The organism is Amycolatopsis sp. NPDC059021 (assembly GCF_042739895.1).
Classification (GTDB): Bacteria; Actinomycetota; Actinomycetes; order Mycobacteriales; family Pseudonocardiaceae; genus Amycolatopsis.
In genome coordinates, this window is sequence record NZ_JBHYIQ010000045.1 from 4,153 (window position 1) to 18,406 (window position 14,254).

Genomic DNA, 14,254 nt, shown 5'->3' on the forward strand with positions numbered 1-14,254 from the left:
GTCGGTGTGCCCGCCCCCCCCCCCCCACCACCCCCCCGCGGGCCGACCGCTCGCGGGGGGGGGGGCGCGCCCCGGCCCCCCCCCCCCCCGCCGCCCCCCCCCCCCCCCCACCACCCCAAGCGGGTGAAGCTCCTGGAAGCAGGCCCGGTCATGCCGCACAGTGACGCAGGACACAGTGGCCGGAGAACCGGTGCGGCCATCGCTCACGTCTTGCTCGATGCCGGAGGGGATCCGGCAGGCGAAACTCGAGGAGCGATCGATGCGTGTGGTCAGTACGGCGGAGACGGCGCCGACGGAATACGCCAGGGCGGTCAGCGCCACCGGCCTGCAGGTCAGGGCGGGCCGCCGGATGGCGGTCGACGGGCTGGACCTCGCGCTGGGGAACGGCGTCCACGGCCTGCTGGGGCCGAACGGCGCGGGCAAGACGACGCTGATCAGGTCACTCGCGACCGTGCTGCCGCCCGCCGCCGGAACGCTGGAACTGCTCGGCAGGCCCGCCGGGCGGGACATGCGCGAGGTCCGCAGGAGGATCGGATATCTCCCCCAGGACTTCGGCTTCTACCGGCAGTTCACCGTGCGCGATTTCGTGACGTACCTGGCCTGGCTGAAGGAGATGTCCAAGGTGGACATTCCGGCCGCGGTGCAGCGGGCGATCGAGACGGTCGGGCTCGCCGATCGCGCCGACCACCGGATGAAGACGCTGTCGGGCGGCATGCTGCGCCGCGCGGGGATCGCGCAGGCGATCGTCAACAGCCCGCAGCTGTTGCTGCTCGACGAGCCGACCGTCGGCCTCGATCCGGCACAGCGGGTGGAATTCCGGGCCCTGCTGCGGGAACTGGCCGGCGACACCTGCGTCGTGGTCTCGACCCATCTCGTCGAGGACGTCGCCGCCGCGTGCACCGACGTCGTGCTCATCGCGTCCGGGCGCCTGGTGTGGCAAGGAAGCACCGCGGACCTGGCCGCGGCCGGTGGCGCGGACGACGTCGGCGACAGCCCGACCGAGCGAGGCTATTCGGCGTTGCTGGCCCGCCACACGAACGCGAAGGGAACGGACTGGTGAGCGCGCGCGTGCTCGGTATCGAACTGCGCCGGTCGATCGCGTCGCTGGTCGGGGTCGCGGTCGTGGGCCTCGGTCTCGCGGTGGTGCAGCTGATGTTCCGCGAGGGCCCGACCTTCGCCCAGTGGACGACGTTCTCCGTCATGCAGCGCTACAGCCTCGAATTCCTGGTCCCGGTGGCGCTCGGCGCGGGTGCCTGGCAGGGGCGGCGGGAACGCCGGTCCGGGATGAGCGAGCTGACCTCGACCGTCTCGCGCCCGGCCTGGCAGCGGATCCTGCCCGTCTCCGGTGCGATGGCGATCGCGGTGGTGGTGGGCTATCTGGTGGTGCTCGCCGTCGGCGCCGTCCAGGTCATCGGCAACGCCACCTATCACCATGCCGGCTGGCTGCCGATCCCGCTGGTGGGTGCGCTGGCGCTGGTCGCGGCGAGCTGGCTCGGGCTGGGGATCGGCACGCTGCTGCCGTCGATGCTCACCGCGCCGGTCCTCACGGTCGGCGCCCTCATGGGCCTGATCGCCTTGCGGGTCAACGGCACCGGGAAGGAGCTCCTGCTGGGGCCGGAGCTGAACGGCCTCGTCGACACCTTCACCGTGCCGGCGCCGCGGGTCACCATCGCCCAGCTGATCTGGTTCGCGGCGGTGGCCGTCGCCGGCATCATTCTGGCCACGGCCGCCGGACGCCGCCGGTTCCTGGCCGTGCTGCCGATCGCGGCGGGCCTCGCGGTGGCGTTGCCGTTGATCCCGGCGACGAGCGAAACGCGGTATGTCGCCGACGCGGCGGCGGCCGAACCGGTCTGCACCTCGGACGCGCCCCGCGTCTGCGTCACCAAGGCCCACGCCAACGCGCTCGGCCCCCTCACCGGGCCTGCCCGGGACGCGCTGCGGTTGCTGGCGCCGCTGGCCGCCGCGCCGACCTCGGTCGCGGAGACCCCACGGGACACGCTCCTGGACCGGCCGGTGAAACCCCAGCCGTCCGATGTGGACCTCATCGAGCTGTCGTCCTACTACCTGGATGATCGCTCACATCCGAAAAAGTCCGGCGAGGAACTGACCATCGAACTGCTCCGGGGTGCCGGGACCACGCAGTGTGACTACCTTCCCTCGATGGCCAACGGGGCGGAACTGGACCGATACCACCGGACACGCGAGGCACGGGACCTCGCGGCCGCGATGCTGCTCGGGAAGCCCCTCACCTTTTTCGGGTCGTTCGCCGCGCAGGAGTGGCCCACGCTGCATGCCCTTCCTGCCGACGAACAGCTGAAGCGGCTCAGCGCGTTCCGGGTGGCAAGCCTGTCGTGCACCGGTGATCTGGTGGACATCCTCACCCACGGCGGTGCCCGATGAGATGGCTGACGCTCTACCTGCGCTCTCGCCGCGTCCCCGCTGTCTGCGGTGCGATTCTGGTGGCGACGCTGGTCTTCTGGGGGCTCAACGTCGTGACGAACTCCGAGCTGGCGCAGCTGTTCGGTGTGCTGGCCGTCGCGCTGGGCACGTCGGCGGCCGCGGCGAGCCTCGGAGGTGCCGACCCGGACCTGGACCGGACCGCCGCGATCGCCTGGCCACCCCGGCGCGCGGTGCACGTCGTCGCGATCGGCGTCGTGCCGGCACTGCTCTTGCTGGTCACACAGGTGAGTGACCATCCGCTCGGTTCGACCGAAACGGTGCTGCGCGCGGCGGCCGGGATGACCGGACTCACGGCGCTCGGTGTGACGCTCTTCGGTGCACAGCTGGGGTGGGTACTGCCCACGGCGCAGGCGATCGTCGCGATGGCGGTGTTCTTCTCCGGCAAGGAGAAATCCGTGTCGCAGCAGGTGTTCTCGTGGCCGTTCCAGCCCGACGGCACCACCGCGGCCACGGTCACCGCCGTGGTGCTCGCCGTGGCCGGGCTCGTCGTGCACGCCGTGTTCGGGGGCAAACGAGTACGCACCCGTCAGTAGGACACGGCGGCGTTGCTTTTGCCGCCCGGCAAAAGTCCTTATACGCTCCGGAAATGGACGTGCTCGGCAGCAGAACCGCGCTCACTTGATCGGGTGATCACAGTCCGCGGACCACGAGGGAGCGCATGACGGGCACAGCAGGCAAGACCCGCCGGAGCATCGCACTCGCCGCCGCGCCGGTGTTCGGTCCGGCCGTGACGCTCACGGCCGGACCGGCCTCCGCCGCACTACCGAAAAGCCAGGAAACCGCCGCGTCATTGCGCGCGGGGACGCTGGGTTCCACCCACGGCATCCACGACATCTGCCAGGCCGAAGTGGACGGCCGGGCGATCGACCTCGGCTGCCAGGCCCAGCTGGCGGGCTCGGGCCGGGCCGAGGCGGGCCCGCTGACCACGGCGGCCCCCGTCGGATACGGACCCGCCGAACTGAACGCCGCGTACCACCTCCCGCCGTCGACCACCGGCCCCGCCGCCACCGTCGCGATCGTCGCGATCGTCGGAGTCGGGGCGTATCCGGCGTTGGAAGCCGACCTCGGCAAGTACCGCGCCCAGTACGGATTACCGAAGTGCGACACCACGAACGGCTGTCTCACCATCACCGACTTCAAGGGCGGGCCACCGCTGCGGCCGTCGCCCGGCTATGCGCAGGTGGAGGAGAGCTACGCCGCCGAGACCGCGCTGGACATCGACATGGCCAGCGCCGCGTGCCCGACCTGCAAACTGGTGATGGTGCAGATCCCGCTCGACATCGGGCGCCTGCTCAGCGCGGCGGCGCTGGGCCTGCCCGCCGCGCTCGCCGACGATTTCGGCACCGCCGTGACCCACGCGGCGAAGCTCGGCGCGGGCGCGGTGAGCATGAGCTACGGGCTGCCGACCGGCTTACAGGCCGAGTACGTCGGCACCGGCGCGCCGGCGAAGGCACTGCATCACCCTGGCATGGCGGTCGTCGCGTCCTCGGGCGACAAGGGCTACAACGGGGACAAGCAGTTGTGGCCCGCCCAGCTCCCGTGGGTGACGGCCGCGGGCGGGGTCAGTCTCAAGATCGGTGACCACGGCGCCGTGACGATGTCCGCGTGGGGCGGGAAGTTCACGCCCAAGGGCGCCAAGGAACCCAAATGGGTGGGCGCCGGGAGCGGCTGCGCGCCGGGACTGCCACCCGCGATCGGGCAGCCCGCCTCGGTTTCGGCGCACTGCGGGCAGCATCGCGCCGTCGCCGACATCGCGGCCGTCGCCGATCCGCTGACCGGCGTCGCGGTCTACGACTCGTACACGCCGCATTCCGGCACCGGTGGCGGCTGGCTCACCGCCGGTGGCACGAGCGCCGCGGCGCCGTACCTCGCCGGGCTGTATGCGCGTGCCGGTCGCCTGGCTGCCGTCGACGGTCCCAACACGCTCTACCGGGCGCCCGCGGGGTCGATCCAGGACGTCACGAGCGGCGGCAACGCCCAGGACGGCGTCGCCGCGTGCAAGGTCGCGAAGGAGTTGTGCGTCGGCGGGACAGGCTGGGACGGCCCGACCGGACTCGGAGTCCCGAACGGCCTCGGCGCCTTCTGACGAGTCCGTACCGAATAAGTCGATGGACAACTGAAAGCGCGGATTCTTGAGCGCCGATTGTCGGATTCCGCTTTTCGGAAGCCGTGGCCGGGAAAACCGCCGCTACCGTATCGGCGGTGTAACACCACCTCCCTTTCGGTGAATCCGCGCGTGCCTTGTGCGACGGGTGCGCGCGGAGCCCATACCGTTCGCGGACATGAGGACAAGAGTGGCCGCGATGCGGCGTGCGGAAGCCGGTGCCGAACTGAAGGCGCGACGCGAGGCTGAGGGGCTGAGCCTGCGGGAAGTCGCCTACCGGATCGATTACAACCCGGGCATGCTTTCCATGTGGGAGCGGGGTTTGCGCACCATGGACACCTGGGAGGCCGCGCTCTACCTCGGCGCCTGCGTGACCCCCATGCGCGAGGCCCTGCGCATCATCAGCCTGGTCCAGCCACCCAGCGACCTGTACTGGGTCCGCCCCTACTTCGACAGGCTGGACGCCCCCATCAGGTCTTTGATCGTCCAGGAGAACCTTGCGAAGGCAATGGTCTGTTACGATCCGGCTCGCATTCCGGGATTGCACCAGACCGAGAACTATGCCCGTGCCATGTTCGAGGACGAACCACATTACTCGCAGGAGCAGATCGACCTCACGATCAAGTCTCGCATCGACCGGCAGAAGCTCTTGCAGCGGTCGGACCCACCGCAATGTGCTTTCTACATTCATGAGAGCGCTCTGCGGCAGAGGGTGGGAAGCTCGCAGATCATGTACGACCAGATCCAGTACCTCGTACTGTCCGCCAACCTGCCACATTGCTCGATTCGGGTGGTGCCGGAGGCCAGCCCGGCAGGCCGAGCGCGCCGATTTCCCTTCCGGATCATGGAGTTCGCCGAGCCACGCTGCGCGATGGCCTACGCCGAAATCGAAACGGCGAACCTCTTCATCGAAGACCGGCCTGCGGTGGAAAGCTACTACTGCCTGGTTACGCAAGTGGAACAGTCTGCCCTGAGTGAGGGACAATCACGGGACTGGCTCGTCCGGTTGGCGGACGAGTACGAGCGTATGAGGGAGTAACGCGATGGTGGCCCGTGAGCTGACCTGGTTCAAAAGCAGCCACAGCGACAACAGGACCAACAGTGACTGTGTCGAGGTTGCCTTGACTGACCGGTTCACGGCGGTTCGTGACTCCAAGGTCCCCACCTCCGGTCACCTGAGCGTGCACCGCTCCGCCTGGTCTGCTTTCCTCGCTACACTCAAGGCCTCATAAGCCTGAGGTGCGTCAGCTACTTGGGATCGCCGTAGTACTCGTGGAAAAACGCGCGGATATAGAGTTGGGGTTCCTGAGCGAAGCAGGGTTGACTGTGGCTCTATGTTCGTTGCCGTGATTGGGTTTTGTGCCGGATGACGTCACCTCGGCACCGCCGATGGCTGTGGCGCGGCTGACTCACCGCCCTGCCTCGGGGCTACGTTGTGACGCCGGTGCGGTGGGCGAACTGGGGCAGGCCGGGCAGCGTGCGGGCAGTGGTTGAGCGAAGCAGGTCCCGGGTGATGGCCTGAATGGGTGGGCGGTAGCGGACTTCGTCGGGTGCTGCGTGCTCGGCGGCCAGCAGCGCCCGGTAGCAGTCGGTGGGTCTGTTCCACGCGTGCAGTGCTCGGGCGACGTTGGCCCAGTGGCGGGCCCGGCGTTCACCGGCCGGGATGGTGGCGGGGTCGATCCGCCGGGCGGTGTCGAGGGCGGTTCCGTAGTCGCCGTAGACGCGGGCGCTGCTGACCCGGTACAGCTGGATGGCCACGCGGGCGGGCTCGTCGAGGTGTTCGGCGGTGTCGGCGGCTTCGGTGAGCAGGGTGTTCATGGCGTCCCGGTCACCGGCGCCCGCCGCGCTATAGGCGGCGGTGCTGGTCAGGGCGCTGTAGGCGAGGAGGTAGCCGGGGCCGTGGTGCAGCTCGGGTTGCAGCGCCGCGGCAGCTTCGAGGACGGCGCGGTTGGCCAGTTCGCGATGACCCGCGCGACGCAGCGCGATGGCCCACGACCGGCTTGCGGTGGCGTGGGCAAGCTGGTCCCCGGCGCGGGTCGCGGCCTGCATGGCGCGGTCGGCCGCGGTCCAGGCGATCAGGTCGTTGCCGAGCTTGACGCCGATCTCGCTGGCCAGGGTCCACAACTCGGCCAGGTGCCGGTCCGCGTGCGCGACCGCGGCAAGAGCGGCGGGAAGGTGGTCGGCGACCTGCTGGTAGCGGCCGGCGGCGAACTCGGCGCGCAGTTTCTCGGCCAGCCGGGTGAGCTGGGTTTTGGTGAGCGGGTCGGCGCCGGGTTGTGCCGGGAAGTTCAGGAGCGCGTGTTCGAGCGTTCGGCCCTGCGCCTGGCCGGTGCCGAGGACAGCTGTACCGGCCAGGGCTGTGGCACCGACGAGCAGGGTGCGACGTCGCATCCGATCGGCCTCCGTTTCGGGCGGCAGGATGCCGTGCAGCGTAGTCCGGGATCGTGGAGTCGGCAGGCACGCTCGCGGCGGGTCGGCCACGCCAAGCCAGCTCGGGGGGATCTCCAGCGCGGTGGCCAGCTCCCGCAGGACATCGACGTTGCGCAGTCCACGCCTGCCACGTTCGAGCCGGGACAGGTGCGAGCCGCTGGTGTGGCAGCGGGCAGCGAGCTGGGCGAGCGTGAGGTGACGGGTATGCCGGACGGCGCGCACGATGGCGCCGGGCCGGCCGGTGCGCAGCGCGGCACGCACCTCGGGATCATGAGCGGTGTCGTGGGTCATCGGCGTGTCCCCTATCGCCAGGCGCCCGGCGACCCACCAGCCTATTCAGCCCCGCCGAACAGGGCCAGAGATTCGTGTCATATCGGCATATCCGCTGGTCACGCTGACACGTCCAGGTCTGCCCTCCACCACCAGGTGGTGTCGTGGGTGCGTGCCGGGCGGCGATGGCCCGGCCAGTCCGGAGAAAGGGGAACGCCGATGACGAGCACTCTCGACGCGCCGGCCACCACGGTGGTGGTGCCGCGTGATCCGCGGGACTACCTGACCCCCGAGGTGTGGGCAAAAGAAGTCGCCCTTTTGATGCGGGACAACCCGTTCGACAAGATCATGGCCGAGCGGCTGCTCGGCCAGGCCGTGGCGTATCTGATCACCGCGATGGAGCTGCGTGGCCGCCACCGCGAACTCGGACCGGGCCAGTTGGTGGATATCGCGGTGCACCAGCTGATCCTGGACACGAGGATCTACGTCGCCTTCTGCGACCGGTACCTCGGTGAGTACCTTCACCACGTGCCCGAGGTCGAGCGCAAGGGCGACGGCACCGTACGGCGCACCGCCGAGGCGATCGCCGCCCTGGGATTCCCGGTGGACTGGCCGTTGTGGGAAGCGGACTTCGCCAAGTGCTCGCCGTGCCATCCGGGCTCGGACAGCCACTGACCACATCACGCGCACCGGGCGGGGCCAACACGGCATCGGCGTGCCGGCCCCGCCCGGTGCGCGTACCTGTCTCTGGGTGGTTGAGCCAACCCGACCGGCCATGATCCACGGGCGGGAGTACGTTGCCCGTCCATGTCCAGCATCACCGACCCAGCCGGATACTGGGACCGCTACGGCCGCGCAGTCCCGGACGAAAACCCCGAGGACGCGCTGAAGAACGCCTTCGGCTGGTGCCAATACGACAGCCATGGGCCCGGCGACGAACTGCTCGGCGAACCCCTCACCACGCTGGAACTCGGCCCCGGCCGGGGCAACGCTGTCGCGGCACTGGCCACCAAGGGCGTCGTCGCCACCGGCGTCGACCTGTCCCCGGTCCAGGTCCAGGCCGCCCGAACTCGTTGGGGCCACCTCCCCAACGCCCGCTTCGTGCAGGGGGACGCGCTCGACTTCCTCGCTGCCACAGACCGGCAGTGGGACGCGGTCTACTCGATCTGGGGAGCCGTGTGGTTCACCGATCCCGCCACGTTGCTCCCGGCGATACTGCAACGGCTTACCCCCGGCGGCAGGCTGGTGTTCTCCCACGCCCCCCACATCCCCGGCACAGCCACCGGCGCCCTCGGCATGTGGGCAGCGGGCTACGCCGGCCCCCAAGTCGCGATGGCCCGCTGGAGCTACGCACCCCGCCAATGGGCCGACCTGCTCACCAGCCACGGCTACACCGCGGTCCACGCCCGGATCGTGCCGGCACCCGACTCCGGCAACGTGGGTACGCTGCTGGTGGAAAGCCAGCGACCTCACTAACGCGGATCCCGGTGGCCATCCAAGTACCGCACCGCCCGCTTCCGCCTCGTGCTCGCGCTGGCCAAGCTCGCCCGGCCCGTGCCCCAGCGCCGCCACACCGCAGCGCCCTCCTCGACGAGGTCCGGGGCGACCCAGTCGGGCAGGCGCTCGAAATCCTCGAACAATGCCCGCATCGATTCGGGTGCTTCGGGGACGTCGTCGATCGACGACGTCAGCGCTCGCTCCAGCAGCTCGCGGGATTTCCGGGCGCCGAGTTCGCCGTGGTAGGTCTCCCGGACGAAGCGTTCGGCGATCGGGTCCCCTGTGGACAGTCCCGCGACGAAGGCGTCCGTGATCGCGGGGGAGGGAAACAGATCCGTGCCGGTCACCGCTTGGACGACCCGCCGGATTCGCGCGTGCGTGCCGCGCTCGCGTGCCTGCCGGTAGCGGAAAGCGGTCGGCGGTCGGGTGATCGGCACGGCGCCGATTCCACCAGTTGACAACAGTCGTTGTCAACTGGTGGAAGTCCCGGATCAGGCCGGGGTGGCCGCGTCGCGCAGTGTCCGGAAGTTGGCCCGGTACTGGTCGTGGATCGGGTTCGATTCGACCCGCAGCAGCGCTTCGTCATTCTCGCGCAGGGCCGCGTTGGTGTAGTTGTGGCTGCCGGTCATGACCCACTTGGTGTCCTTCTGCCCGGCATAGGTGCCCTCGATCAGCATGTACTTCGAGTGCACCTCGTGCTGCCCGGAGATCTGGTACAGCTTGATCCGGTCGTGCCCGGCGAGATGCCCCTTGCTGCCCGCGTCGAGGGTCGTGTAGACGACCTCGACCCAGCACTTCCGGTCGGCGAGTTGACGCAGTTTGCGGGCGATGTCGTCCCGGCTGAACGACCACATGGCGATCCGGATGATGGTCCGGCCGGTCTCCGTCCCGGTCGAGGTGTTGCCCTCGCAGGCGACGTTGTCGTCGAGCATGTTGTAGATCGTGTCGGTCTGCTCGTCGGTGCCCGCGCGCGGGAAGAAGTACGCCTTGGTGTTCCCGGCCGACACCGTCCGGTAGTAGTCGCTCGTCTTGTGCTTGGCGGCGAGATCGTTGAAATAGCTGACATATCCGTTGTACAGCCCGGTGTTCCCGACGATCGTCACCGCGTTGTTCCACAGCTTGGTGGTGTTGCCGGCGTTCAGGTTGGCCGAGGCCTGCACGACGACGTTCTTGCTGCCGGAGGTGTCGGAGAACAGGAAGAACTTGTTGTGCATGATCGGCGTGCCCTTGCTGCCGATGCAGGCGGCGTCCTTCGTGCACACCGTGAGCTTGCCGCCCAGTGCGTTCTTCAGCGTGGTGGACGGGCCGGTGGCCGAGTCGGAGTAGTCGAGCACCACACGGACGTCGACGCCGCGGTCCTTGGCCGCGACCAGATCGGCGGCCACGGCGGCGTCGTCGAAGTGGTAGATGGCCATGTGGATGCTCGACCCCGCCGCCGCGCCCTTGATCAGGGACCGCAGATGATCGACGATCGTGCGCTGCTGGGCCGGGACGGTGGGGTTGTTGAAGACCGCGCCGGAAGAGACCGCGGCGGACGCGGCCGGTGCGGACAGCACCGTGCCCACCAGGGCGAGCAGCCCGATCAGGGCGGCCGCCGCTCTCGTTCGTGTTCTGTTTTCGGACATCTTTCCGAAGATAGGAAAGGAATCCGCCGTCGTCGTCCCACTGTCGTCAGAGCCGGGGTAAACCTCAGGAGTAGACGACTGCTACCGCGCGGCGGTGACGAGTCCGGTTTCGTAGGCAACGACGACGGCCTGTGCGCGGCTGGTGAGATCGAGTTTCGCCATGACGCGGCTGAGGTGTGTCTTGACCGTGCCCTCGGTGATCATGAGCCGCCGCGCGATGTCGCCGTTGGTGCCGCCGGTGGCGACCAGGCTGAGGACCTCGCGCTCCCGGGTGGTGAGCGGTTCGAGCCGCAGCGCCTGCTCGGCGGCTGGAGCGGGCGGCCGGTAGCGGTCGACGAAGGCGTCGATGAGCCGCCGCGTGACGGTCGGCGCGAAGAGCATGTCCCCGGCGGCCACCGCGCCGATGGCGGCGAGCAGGCTCGCCGGTTCGGCTTCCTTGAGCAGAAATCCGGACGCGCCGGCCTGCAGCGCTTCGTACACGTACTCGTCGAGGTCGAACGTGGTCAGGATGAGGATGCGGGGCAGCGGTTCGAGGTCGCTGCCCACGATGAGCCGGGTCGCGGTCACGCCGTCGGCGACCGGCATCCGGATGTCCATCAGGACGACGTCGGGGCGCTTCTCCCGCGCGCACTCCACCGCCCGCACGCCGTCACCGGCCTCGCCGACGACCTCGAAACCGGGCGCCGCGGTCAGCAGCGCGGTGAGCCCGGCACGGACCAGTGGCTGATCGTCGACGACAAGAACTGTGGTCATGAACTCTTCCCCCGAGCGAACCGGCGCTTCCTCAGGACACCGGAAGGACCAGCTCGACTGCGAAACCCCCATCAGGACGGGGACCGGCCGTCACCCGCCCGCCGAAAATCTTGGCACGCTCACGCATCCCCGGTAAACCGTAGCCGCTGACACCGCCGGGCGTCGGCGATCCGGCCGACGGCGCGTCATTGGACACCGTCGCGACGAGCCGGTGCGGCTCCCGGCGGACATCGACGGCCACGCGGCACGGGCCGGCGTGCGCCAAGACGTTGGTCAGTGCCTCCTGAACCACGCGGTAGACGGTGAGCTGGAGGCCCGAGGGCAGGTCGTCCAGGCCACCGCTCGTCCGGAGTTCGACCACTGGACCGGCGGTCTCGACCCGCCTGACGAGTTCGGGCAGCTGCGCCAGGCTCGGCGCCGAGGCGAAGTCGGCGTCCATCGTCCCCGCCGGCGAAACCCGCAGGAGGTTCAGCACCCGGCGCAGATCGTCCAGCGTTTCCCGGCTGACCTCGCCGACCGTGCGGACGGCGGCACGGGCGGTCGGAGGATCGGCGTCGAACACGTACCCGGCGAGGCCCGCCTGCATCGAGATCACCGACAGGTGGTGGGCGATGACGTCGTGCAGTTCCCGGGCGATGCGCAGGCGTTCCTCGGTCATCATCCGTTCGATCCGCCGGTCTTGTTCGTGGCGCAGCGCGTCGGTCGCCTCCGCGAGTTGCCGGTTGCGTTCGGTCAGCCGGCGGGACAGCCCGCCCAGCAGTACCGCGACACCGCAGACGACCAGCGACTGCACGATTCCGGCCACTGGCGGAATCTTCAGCGCGACCGCCCCGGCGTAGAGCACCGGCGCGGTCACCAGCATTCCGGCGATGCTCGTGCGCAGCGACGTCACGGCCGCGAGGCTGTACAGGGCGAGAACCGGTCCCCACAGGTGCAATCCCGGCAGGTAGTCACGCGACAGGTACACCAGGTAGGCGGCCGAGGACACCAGCAGGACGGGCACGGGCGCCCAGCGGCGTGCCGCCAGCGGGAGGCAGATGCCCGCGGTCAGCAGGTAGGCCCAGACGTCGAACCAGCGCCATGGTTGTTCGCGGAAGCCGCCGCCCACCAGGCTCATCATCAGGAACACCAGGACGGCGACCACGACGTCGACCGCCCAGCGCGGTGTGCGGCCGACCCGGCGCATCAGGTTCTCGTCGTCGCGCACCGTCGGAGCCTAGCCAGCCACACCGTCGATCGGCGTCGTACCGGCGGGGTAGATCGCCTACCACCGGGGTTGACCCAGTGTTCGTGATCACCGTGCGCCCGCCTCGGGCCGCGCGCCGGCGGACGCCGGTGGAGGATGTCGATACCCCTTCCCTTGAACGCGAAAGGAAATCCGGCGACATGCGTATCGACCGGCTGGACCACCTGGTCCTCACCGTGGCGGATCTCGAGGCCACGATCGGCTTCTACACCCGGGTGCTCGGCATGGAGGTTGTCACCTTTCGCGGCGGCCGCAAGGCACTGACGTTCGGCACCAGCAAGATCAACCTGCACGAGGCCGGTCACGAGTTCGAACCGAAGGCGGCGCGGCCCACGCCGGGCAGCGCCGATCTGTGCTTCATCGCGGCCGACCCGCTCGATCAGGTCGTCGCGGCGTTCGAGGAGCACGGGATCGCCATCGAGGAGGGGCCGGTCGAGCGGACCGGCGCGACCGGGCCGATCCTCAGCGTCTACGTCCGCGATCCCGACGACAACCTCATCGAGATCAGCAACTACCGCTGATCCCGCTTAGCCGTGCCGCAGGCCGCGGACCGACCGTGTGGTGAGCGGGACGAGGAGCAGGAAAACGCACACAATGCCCCCAGCCAGCGCGACGTGCGCGGCACCGAACGTCGCGGCGACCGGCGCCGCCGCCAGCTGACCCGCCGGGATCGCGACGAACGAGCCCAGGTTGTCGTAGGAGGAGATGCGCGACAGCATTTCGCGGGGAATGTGTTCCTGCAGCGAGGTTTCCCACGCGATGCCGTACACGCCGCTGCCCAGTCCCGCGACGAACGCGGCGGCCGCGAGCCACGGGAAGTTCGCGTGCAGGCCGAGCGCGATCAGCGGGAACGCGAGCGCGACGACGCACAGCTGCCCGACGGGTAACAGCCGCCGCAGCACGATCCGGTACATCGCCACCGACATGACGAGCACACCGGCCGCGTTGGCGCCCAGCACCACGCCCCAGGCGGTTTCGCCGATCGTGTCCCTGGCGATCAGCGGCCCGAGGACCCGCCAGATGCCCACCTGCAGGAAGTTGACGAAGCCGAAGCAGGCGACGGTCAGCCACACCCAGGTCCGGGACCGGAATTCGGTCCAGCCGTCCCGGAGATCGGCGAGCGGGCTGCGCCTGCCGGACGGTGGTGGGGTGTCCAGCGCCAGCCGGGCGAGACAGACTGCCGCGAAGAAGTAGGTCGCCGCGTCGATGGCGATCGCCCAGCCGCCGCCCGCCGTGGCGACCATCGCCCCGGCCGTCGCGGGCCCGAGGATCTTGGTCGCGTTGCGCACCGATCCGAGCAGGGAATTGGCCTTCTGGAGGCGGTCCGGGCCGACCAGATCGGGCACGATCCCGCGCAGCGCGGGCGTGGTGAACGCGGTGAGCGTGCCGTTGACCGCCTCCAGCAGGATCAGCGTCCACAGGTGATACGGGCCGGCCACGAGCAGGAACGCCACGACAGCCTGCGACAGCCCGGCGCCGAGGTTCGAGACCACGAGCACCAGCCGTCGCGAAAACCGGTCGCCGACCACACCGCCCGCCAGCGTGAACACGATGAGCGGGATGGTGTTGGCCGCGAGCACCGCGCCCATGTCGCCCGCGCTGTTCGACGCCTCCAGCACCGCGAACGACAGCGCGACCGGCGCCATCGAACTGCCCATCAGGGAGACGAGCCGCCCGGTGAAAAACCAGCGGAAGGCCGGGATCCGGAGCAACGGGCCGTCGGCGATCTGCGCCCGCAATGCCCCTCCAGTCAGTGCGCGAAAGCCGGGTCGGCCTCACATTAACCGGATGATCGCCTACCCCGCGAAGAGTTTTCGAGGACCCGTCGGTCCGTGAAGGCCTCCTTCACAGCGCTCAACGCTGTGAAGG

Annotated in this window: 15 protein-coding genes; 9 read left to right on the forward strand and 6 right to left on the reverse strand. The window is 69.5% G+C overall.

What is annotated here, in order from left to right; all coding sequences use genetic code 11:
- The first annotated feature begins 259 nt into the window (after positions 1-259).
- The 6 genes from ACFWX1_RS25235 to ACFWX1_RS25260 all read left to right on the forward strand — a co-directional run bounded on the left by ACFWX1_RS25235 (position 260) and on the right by ACFWX1_RS25260 (position 5,796).
- Positions 260-1,060: an ABC transporter ATP-binding protein gene (locus tag ACFWX1_RS25235; protein ID WP_378391229.1), complete on the forward strand. Its 801-nt coding sequence runs from the start codon at positions 260-262 to the stop codon at positions 1,058-1,060.
- Entirely contained in the window at positions 1,057-2,400 is a 1,344-nt protein-coding gene (locus ACFWX1_RS25240) for a hypothetical protein (protein ID WP_378391231.1), read from the forward strand. The genes ACFWX1_RS25235 and ACFWX1_RS25240 overlap by 4 nt, the downstream gene beginning before the upstream one ends.
- The gene (locus tag ACFWX1_RS25245) at positions 2,397-2,993 is read left to right on the forward strand and encodes a hypothetical protein (RefSeq protein ID WP_378391233.1); all 597 of its coding nucleotides are present in this window, start codon (positions 2,397-2,399) and stop codon (positions 2,991-2,993) included. The genes ACFWX1_RS25240 and ACFWX1_RS25245 overlap by 4 nt, the downstream gene beginning before the upstream one ends.
- A 125-nt stretch (positions 2,994-3,118) precedes the next feature.
- Positions 3,119-4,546, forward strand: coding sequence for a S8 family serine peptidase (locus ACFWX1_RS25250; protein ID WP_378391235.1), 1,428 nt, complete (start codon positions 3,119-3,121; stop codon positions 4,544-4,546).
- Positions 4,547-4,763: 217 nt separating this feature from the next.
- Positions 4,764-5,603: a helix-turn-helix transcriptional regulator gene (locus ACFWX1_RS25255; RefSeq protein ID WP_378391339.1), complete on the forward strand. Its 840-nt coding sequence runs from the start codon at positions 4,764-4,766 to the stop codon at positions 5,601-5,603.
- A 4-nt stretch (positions 5,604-5,607) separates the two neighbouring features.
- Positions 5,608-5,796 (forward strand): DUF397 domain-containing protein, encoded by a 189-nt coding sequence (locus ACFWX1_RS25260; protein WP_378391237.1) that lies wholly within the window; start codon positions 5,608-5,610, stop codon positions 5,794-5,796.
- A 196-nt stretch (positions 5,797-5,992) separates the two neighbouring features.
- On the opposite strand, the gene ACFWX1_RS25265 is transcribed toward ACFWX1_RS25260, so the two are convergent.
- Positions 5,993-7,285, reverse strand: a complete 1,293-nt coding sequence (locus ACFWX1_RS25265) for a helix-turn-helix domain-containing protein (protein ID WP_378391239.1) — start codon at positions 7,283-7,285, stop codon at positions 5,993-5,995.
- A gap of 198 nt (positions 7,286-7,483) precedes the next feature.
- On the opposite strand from ACFWX1_RS25265, the gene ACFWX1_RS25270 reads away from it, so the two are divergent.
- Together ACFWX1_RS25270 and ACFWX1_RS25275 are read left to right on the forward strand one after the other, a co-directional pair.
- Positions 7,484-7,939, forward strand: coding sequence for a glycine-rich domain-containing protein (locus tag ACFWX1_RS25270; RefSeq protein WP_378391241.1), 456 nt, complete (start codon positions 7,484-7,486; stop codon positions 7,937-7,939).
- A gap of 132 nt (positions 7,940-8,071) precedes the next feature.
- On the forward strand, positions 8,072-8,740 hold the full coding sequence (locus tag ACFWX1_RS25275; protein WP_378391243.1) for a class I SAM-dependent methyltransferase: 669 nt from the start codon (positions 8,072-8,074) through the stop codon (positions 8,738-8,740).
- On the opposite strand, the gene ACFWX1_RS25280 is transcribed toward ACFWX1_RS25275, so the two are convergent.
- The 4 genes from ACFWX1_RS25280 to ACFWX1_RS25295 all read right to left on the reverse strand — a co-directional run bounded on the left by ACFWX1_RS25280 (position 8,737) and on the right by ACFWX1_RS25295 (position 12,346).
- Positions 8,737-9,198, reverse strand: a complete 462-nt coding sequence (locus tag ACFWX1_RS25280) for a hypothetical protein (protein WP_378391245.1) — start codon at positions 9,196-9,198, stop codon at positions 8,737-8,739. The two genes, ACFWX1_RS25275 and ACFWX1_RS25280, sit on opposite strands and share 4 nt — an antisense overlap.
- A gap of 54 nt (positions 9,199-9,252) precedes the next feature.
- On the reverse strand, positions 9,253-10,386 hold the full coding sequence (locus tag ACFWX1_RS25285; RefSeq protein ID WP_378391247.1) for a phosphatidylserine/phosphatidylglycerophosphate/cardiolipin synthase family protein: 1,134 nt from the start codon (positions 10,384-10,386) through the stop codon (positions 9,253-9,255).
- An 81-nt stretch (positions 10,387-10,467) separates the two neighbouring features.
- Positions 10,468-11,139, reverse strand: coding sequence for a response regulator (locus ACFWX1_RS25290; protein WP_378391249.1), 672 nt, complete (start codon positions 11,137-11,139; stop codon positions 10,468-10,470).
- A 31-nt stretch (positions 11,140-11,170) separates the two neighbouring features.
- Positions 11,171-12,346, reverse strand: coding sequence for a sensor histidine kinase (locus tag ACFWX1_RS25295; RefSeq protein ID WP_378391251.1), 1,176 nt, complete (start codon positions 12,344-12,346; stop codon positions 11,171-11,173).
- A gap of 179 nt (positions 12,347-12,525) precedes the next feature.
- Between ACFWX1_RS25295 and ACFWX1_RS25300 the strand changes: the two genes are divergently transcribed.
- Entirely contained in the window at positions 12,526-12,906 is a 381-nt protein-coding gene (locus ACFWX1_RS25300) for a VOC family protein (RefSeq protein WP_378391253.1), read from the forward strand.
- 6 nt (positions 12,907-12,912) lie between these two features.
- On the opposite strand, the gene ACFWX1_RS25305 is transcribed toward ACFWX1_RS25300, so the two are convergent.
- Entirely contained in the window at positions 12,913-14,124 is a 1,212-nt protein-coding gene (locus ACFWX1_RS25305; RefSeq protein WP_378391255.1) for an MFS transporter, read from the reverse strand.
- Positions 14,125-14,254: the final 130 nt, after the last annotated feature.

Excerpts from the sequence above, each read along its gene's own strand:
- ACFWX1_RS25275 (WP_378391243.1), top strand. The coding sequence starts at position 8,072 with ATGTCCAGCATCACCGACCCAGCCGGATACTGGGACCGCTACGGCCGC.
- ACFWX1_RS25250 (WP_378391235.1), top strand. The coding sequence starts at position 3,119 with ATGACGGGCACAGCAGGCAAGACCCGCCGGAGCATCGCACTCGCCGCC.
- ACFWX1_RS25265 (WP_378391239.1), bottom strand. The coding sequence starts at position 7,285 with ATGACCCACGACACCGCTCATGATCCCGAGGTGCGTGCCGCGCTGCGC.
- ACFWX1_RS25260 (WP_378391237.1), top strand. The coding sequence starts at position 5,608 with ATGGTGGCCCGTGAGCTGACCTGGTTCAAAAGCAGCCACAGCGACAAC.
- ACFWX1_RS25285 (WP_378391247.1), bottom strand. The coding sequence starts at position 10,386 with ATGTCCGAAAACAGAACACGAACGAGAGCGGCGGCCGCCCTGATCGGG.
- ACFWX1_RS25245 (WP_378391233.1), top strand. The coding sequence starts at position 2,397 with ATGAGATGGCTGACGCTCTACCTGCGCTCTCGCCGCGTCCCCGCTGTC.
- ACFWX1_RS25300 (WP_378391253.1), top strand. The coding sequence starts at position 12,526 with ATGCGTATCGACCGGCTGGACCACCTGGTCCTCACCGTGGCGGATCTC.
- ACFWX1_RS25255 (WP_378391339.1), top strand. The coding sequence starts at position 4,764 with ATGCGGCGTGCGGAAGCCGGTGCCGAACTGAAGGCGCGACGCGAGGCT.
- ACFWX1_RS25235 (WP_378391229.1), top strand. The coding sequence starts at position 260 with ATGCGTGTGGTCAGTACGGCGGAGACGGCGCCGACGGAATACGCCAGG.
- ACFWX1_RS25290 (WP_378391249.1), bottom strand. The coding sequence starts at position 11,139 with ATGACCACAGTTCTTGTCGTCGACGATCAGCCACTGGTCCGTGCCGGG.
- ACFWX1_RS25270 (WP_378391241.1), top strand. The coding sequence starts at position 7,484 with ATGACGAGCACTCTCGACGCGCCGGCCACCACGGTGGTGGTGCCGCGT.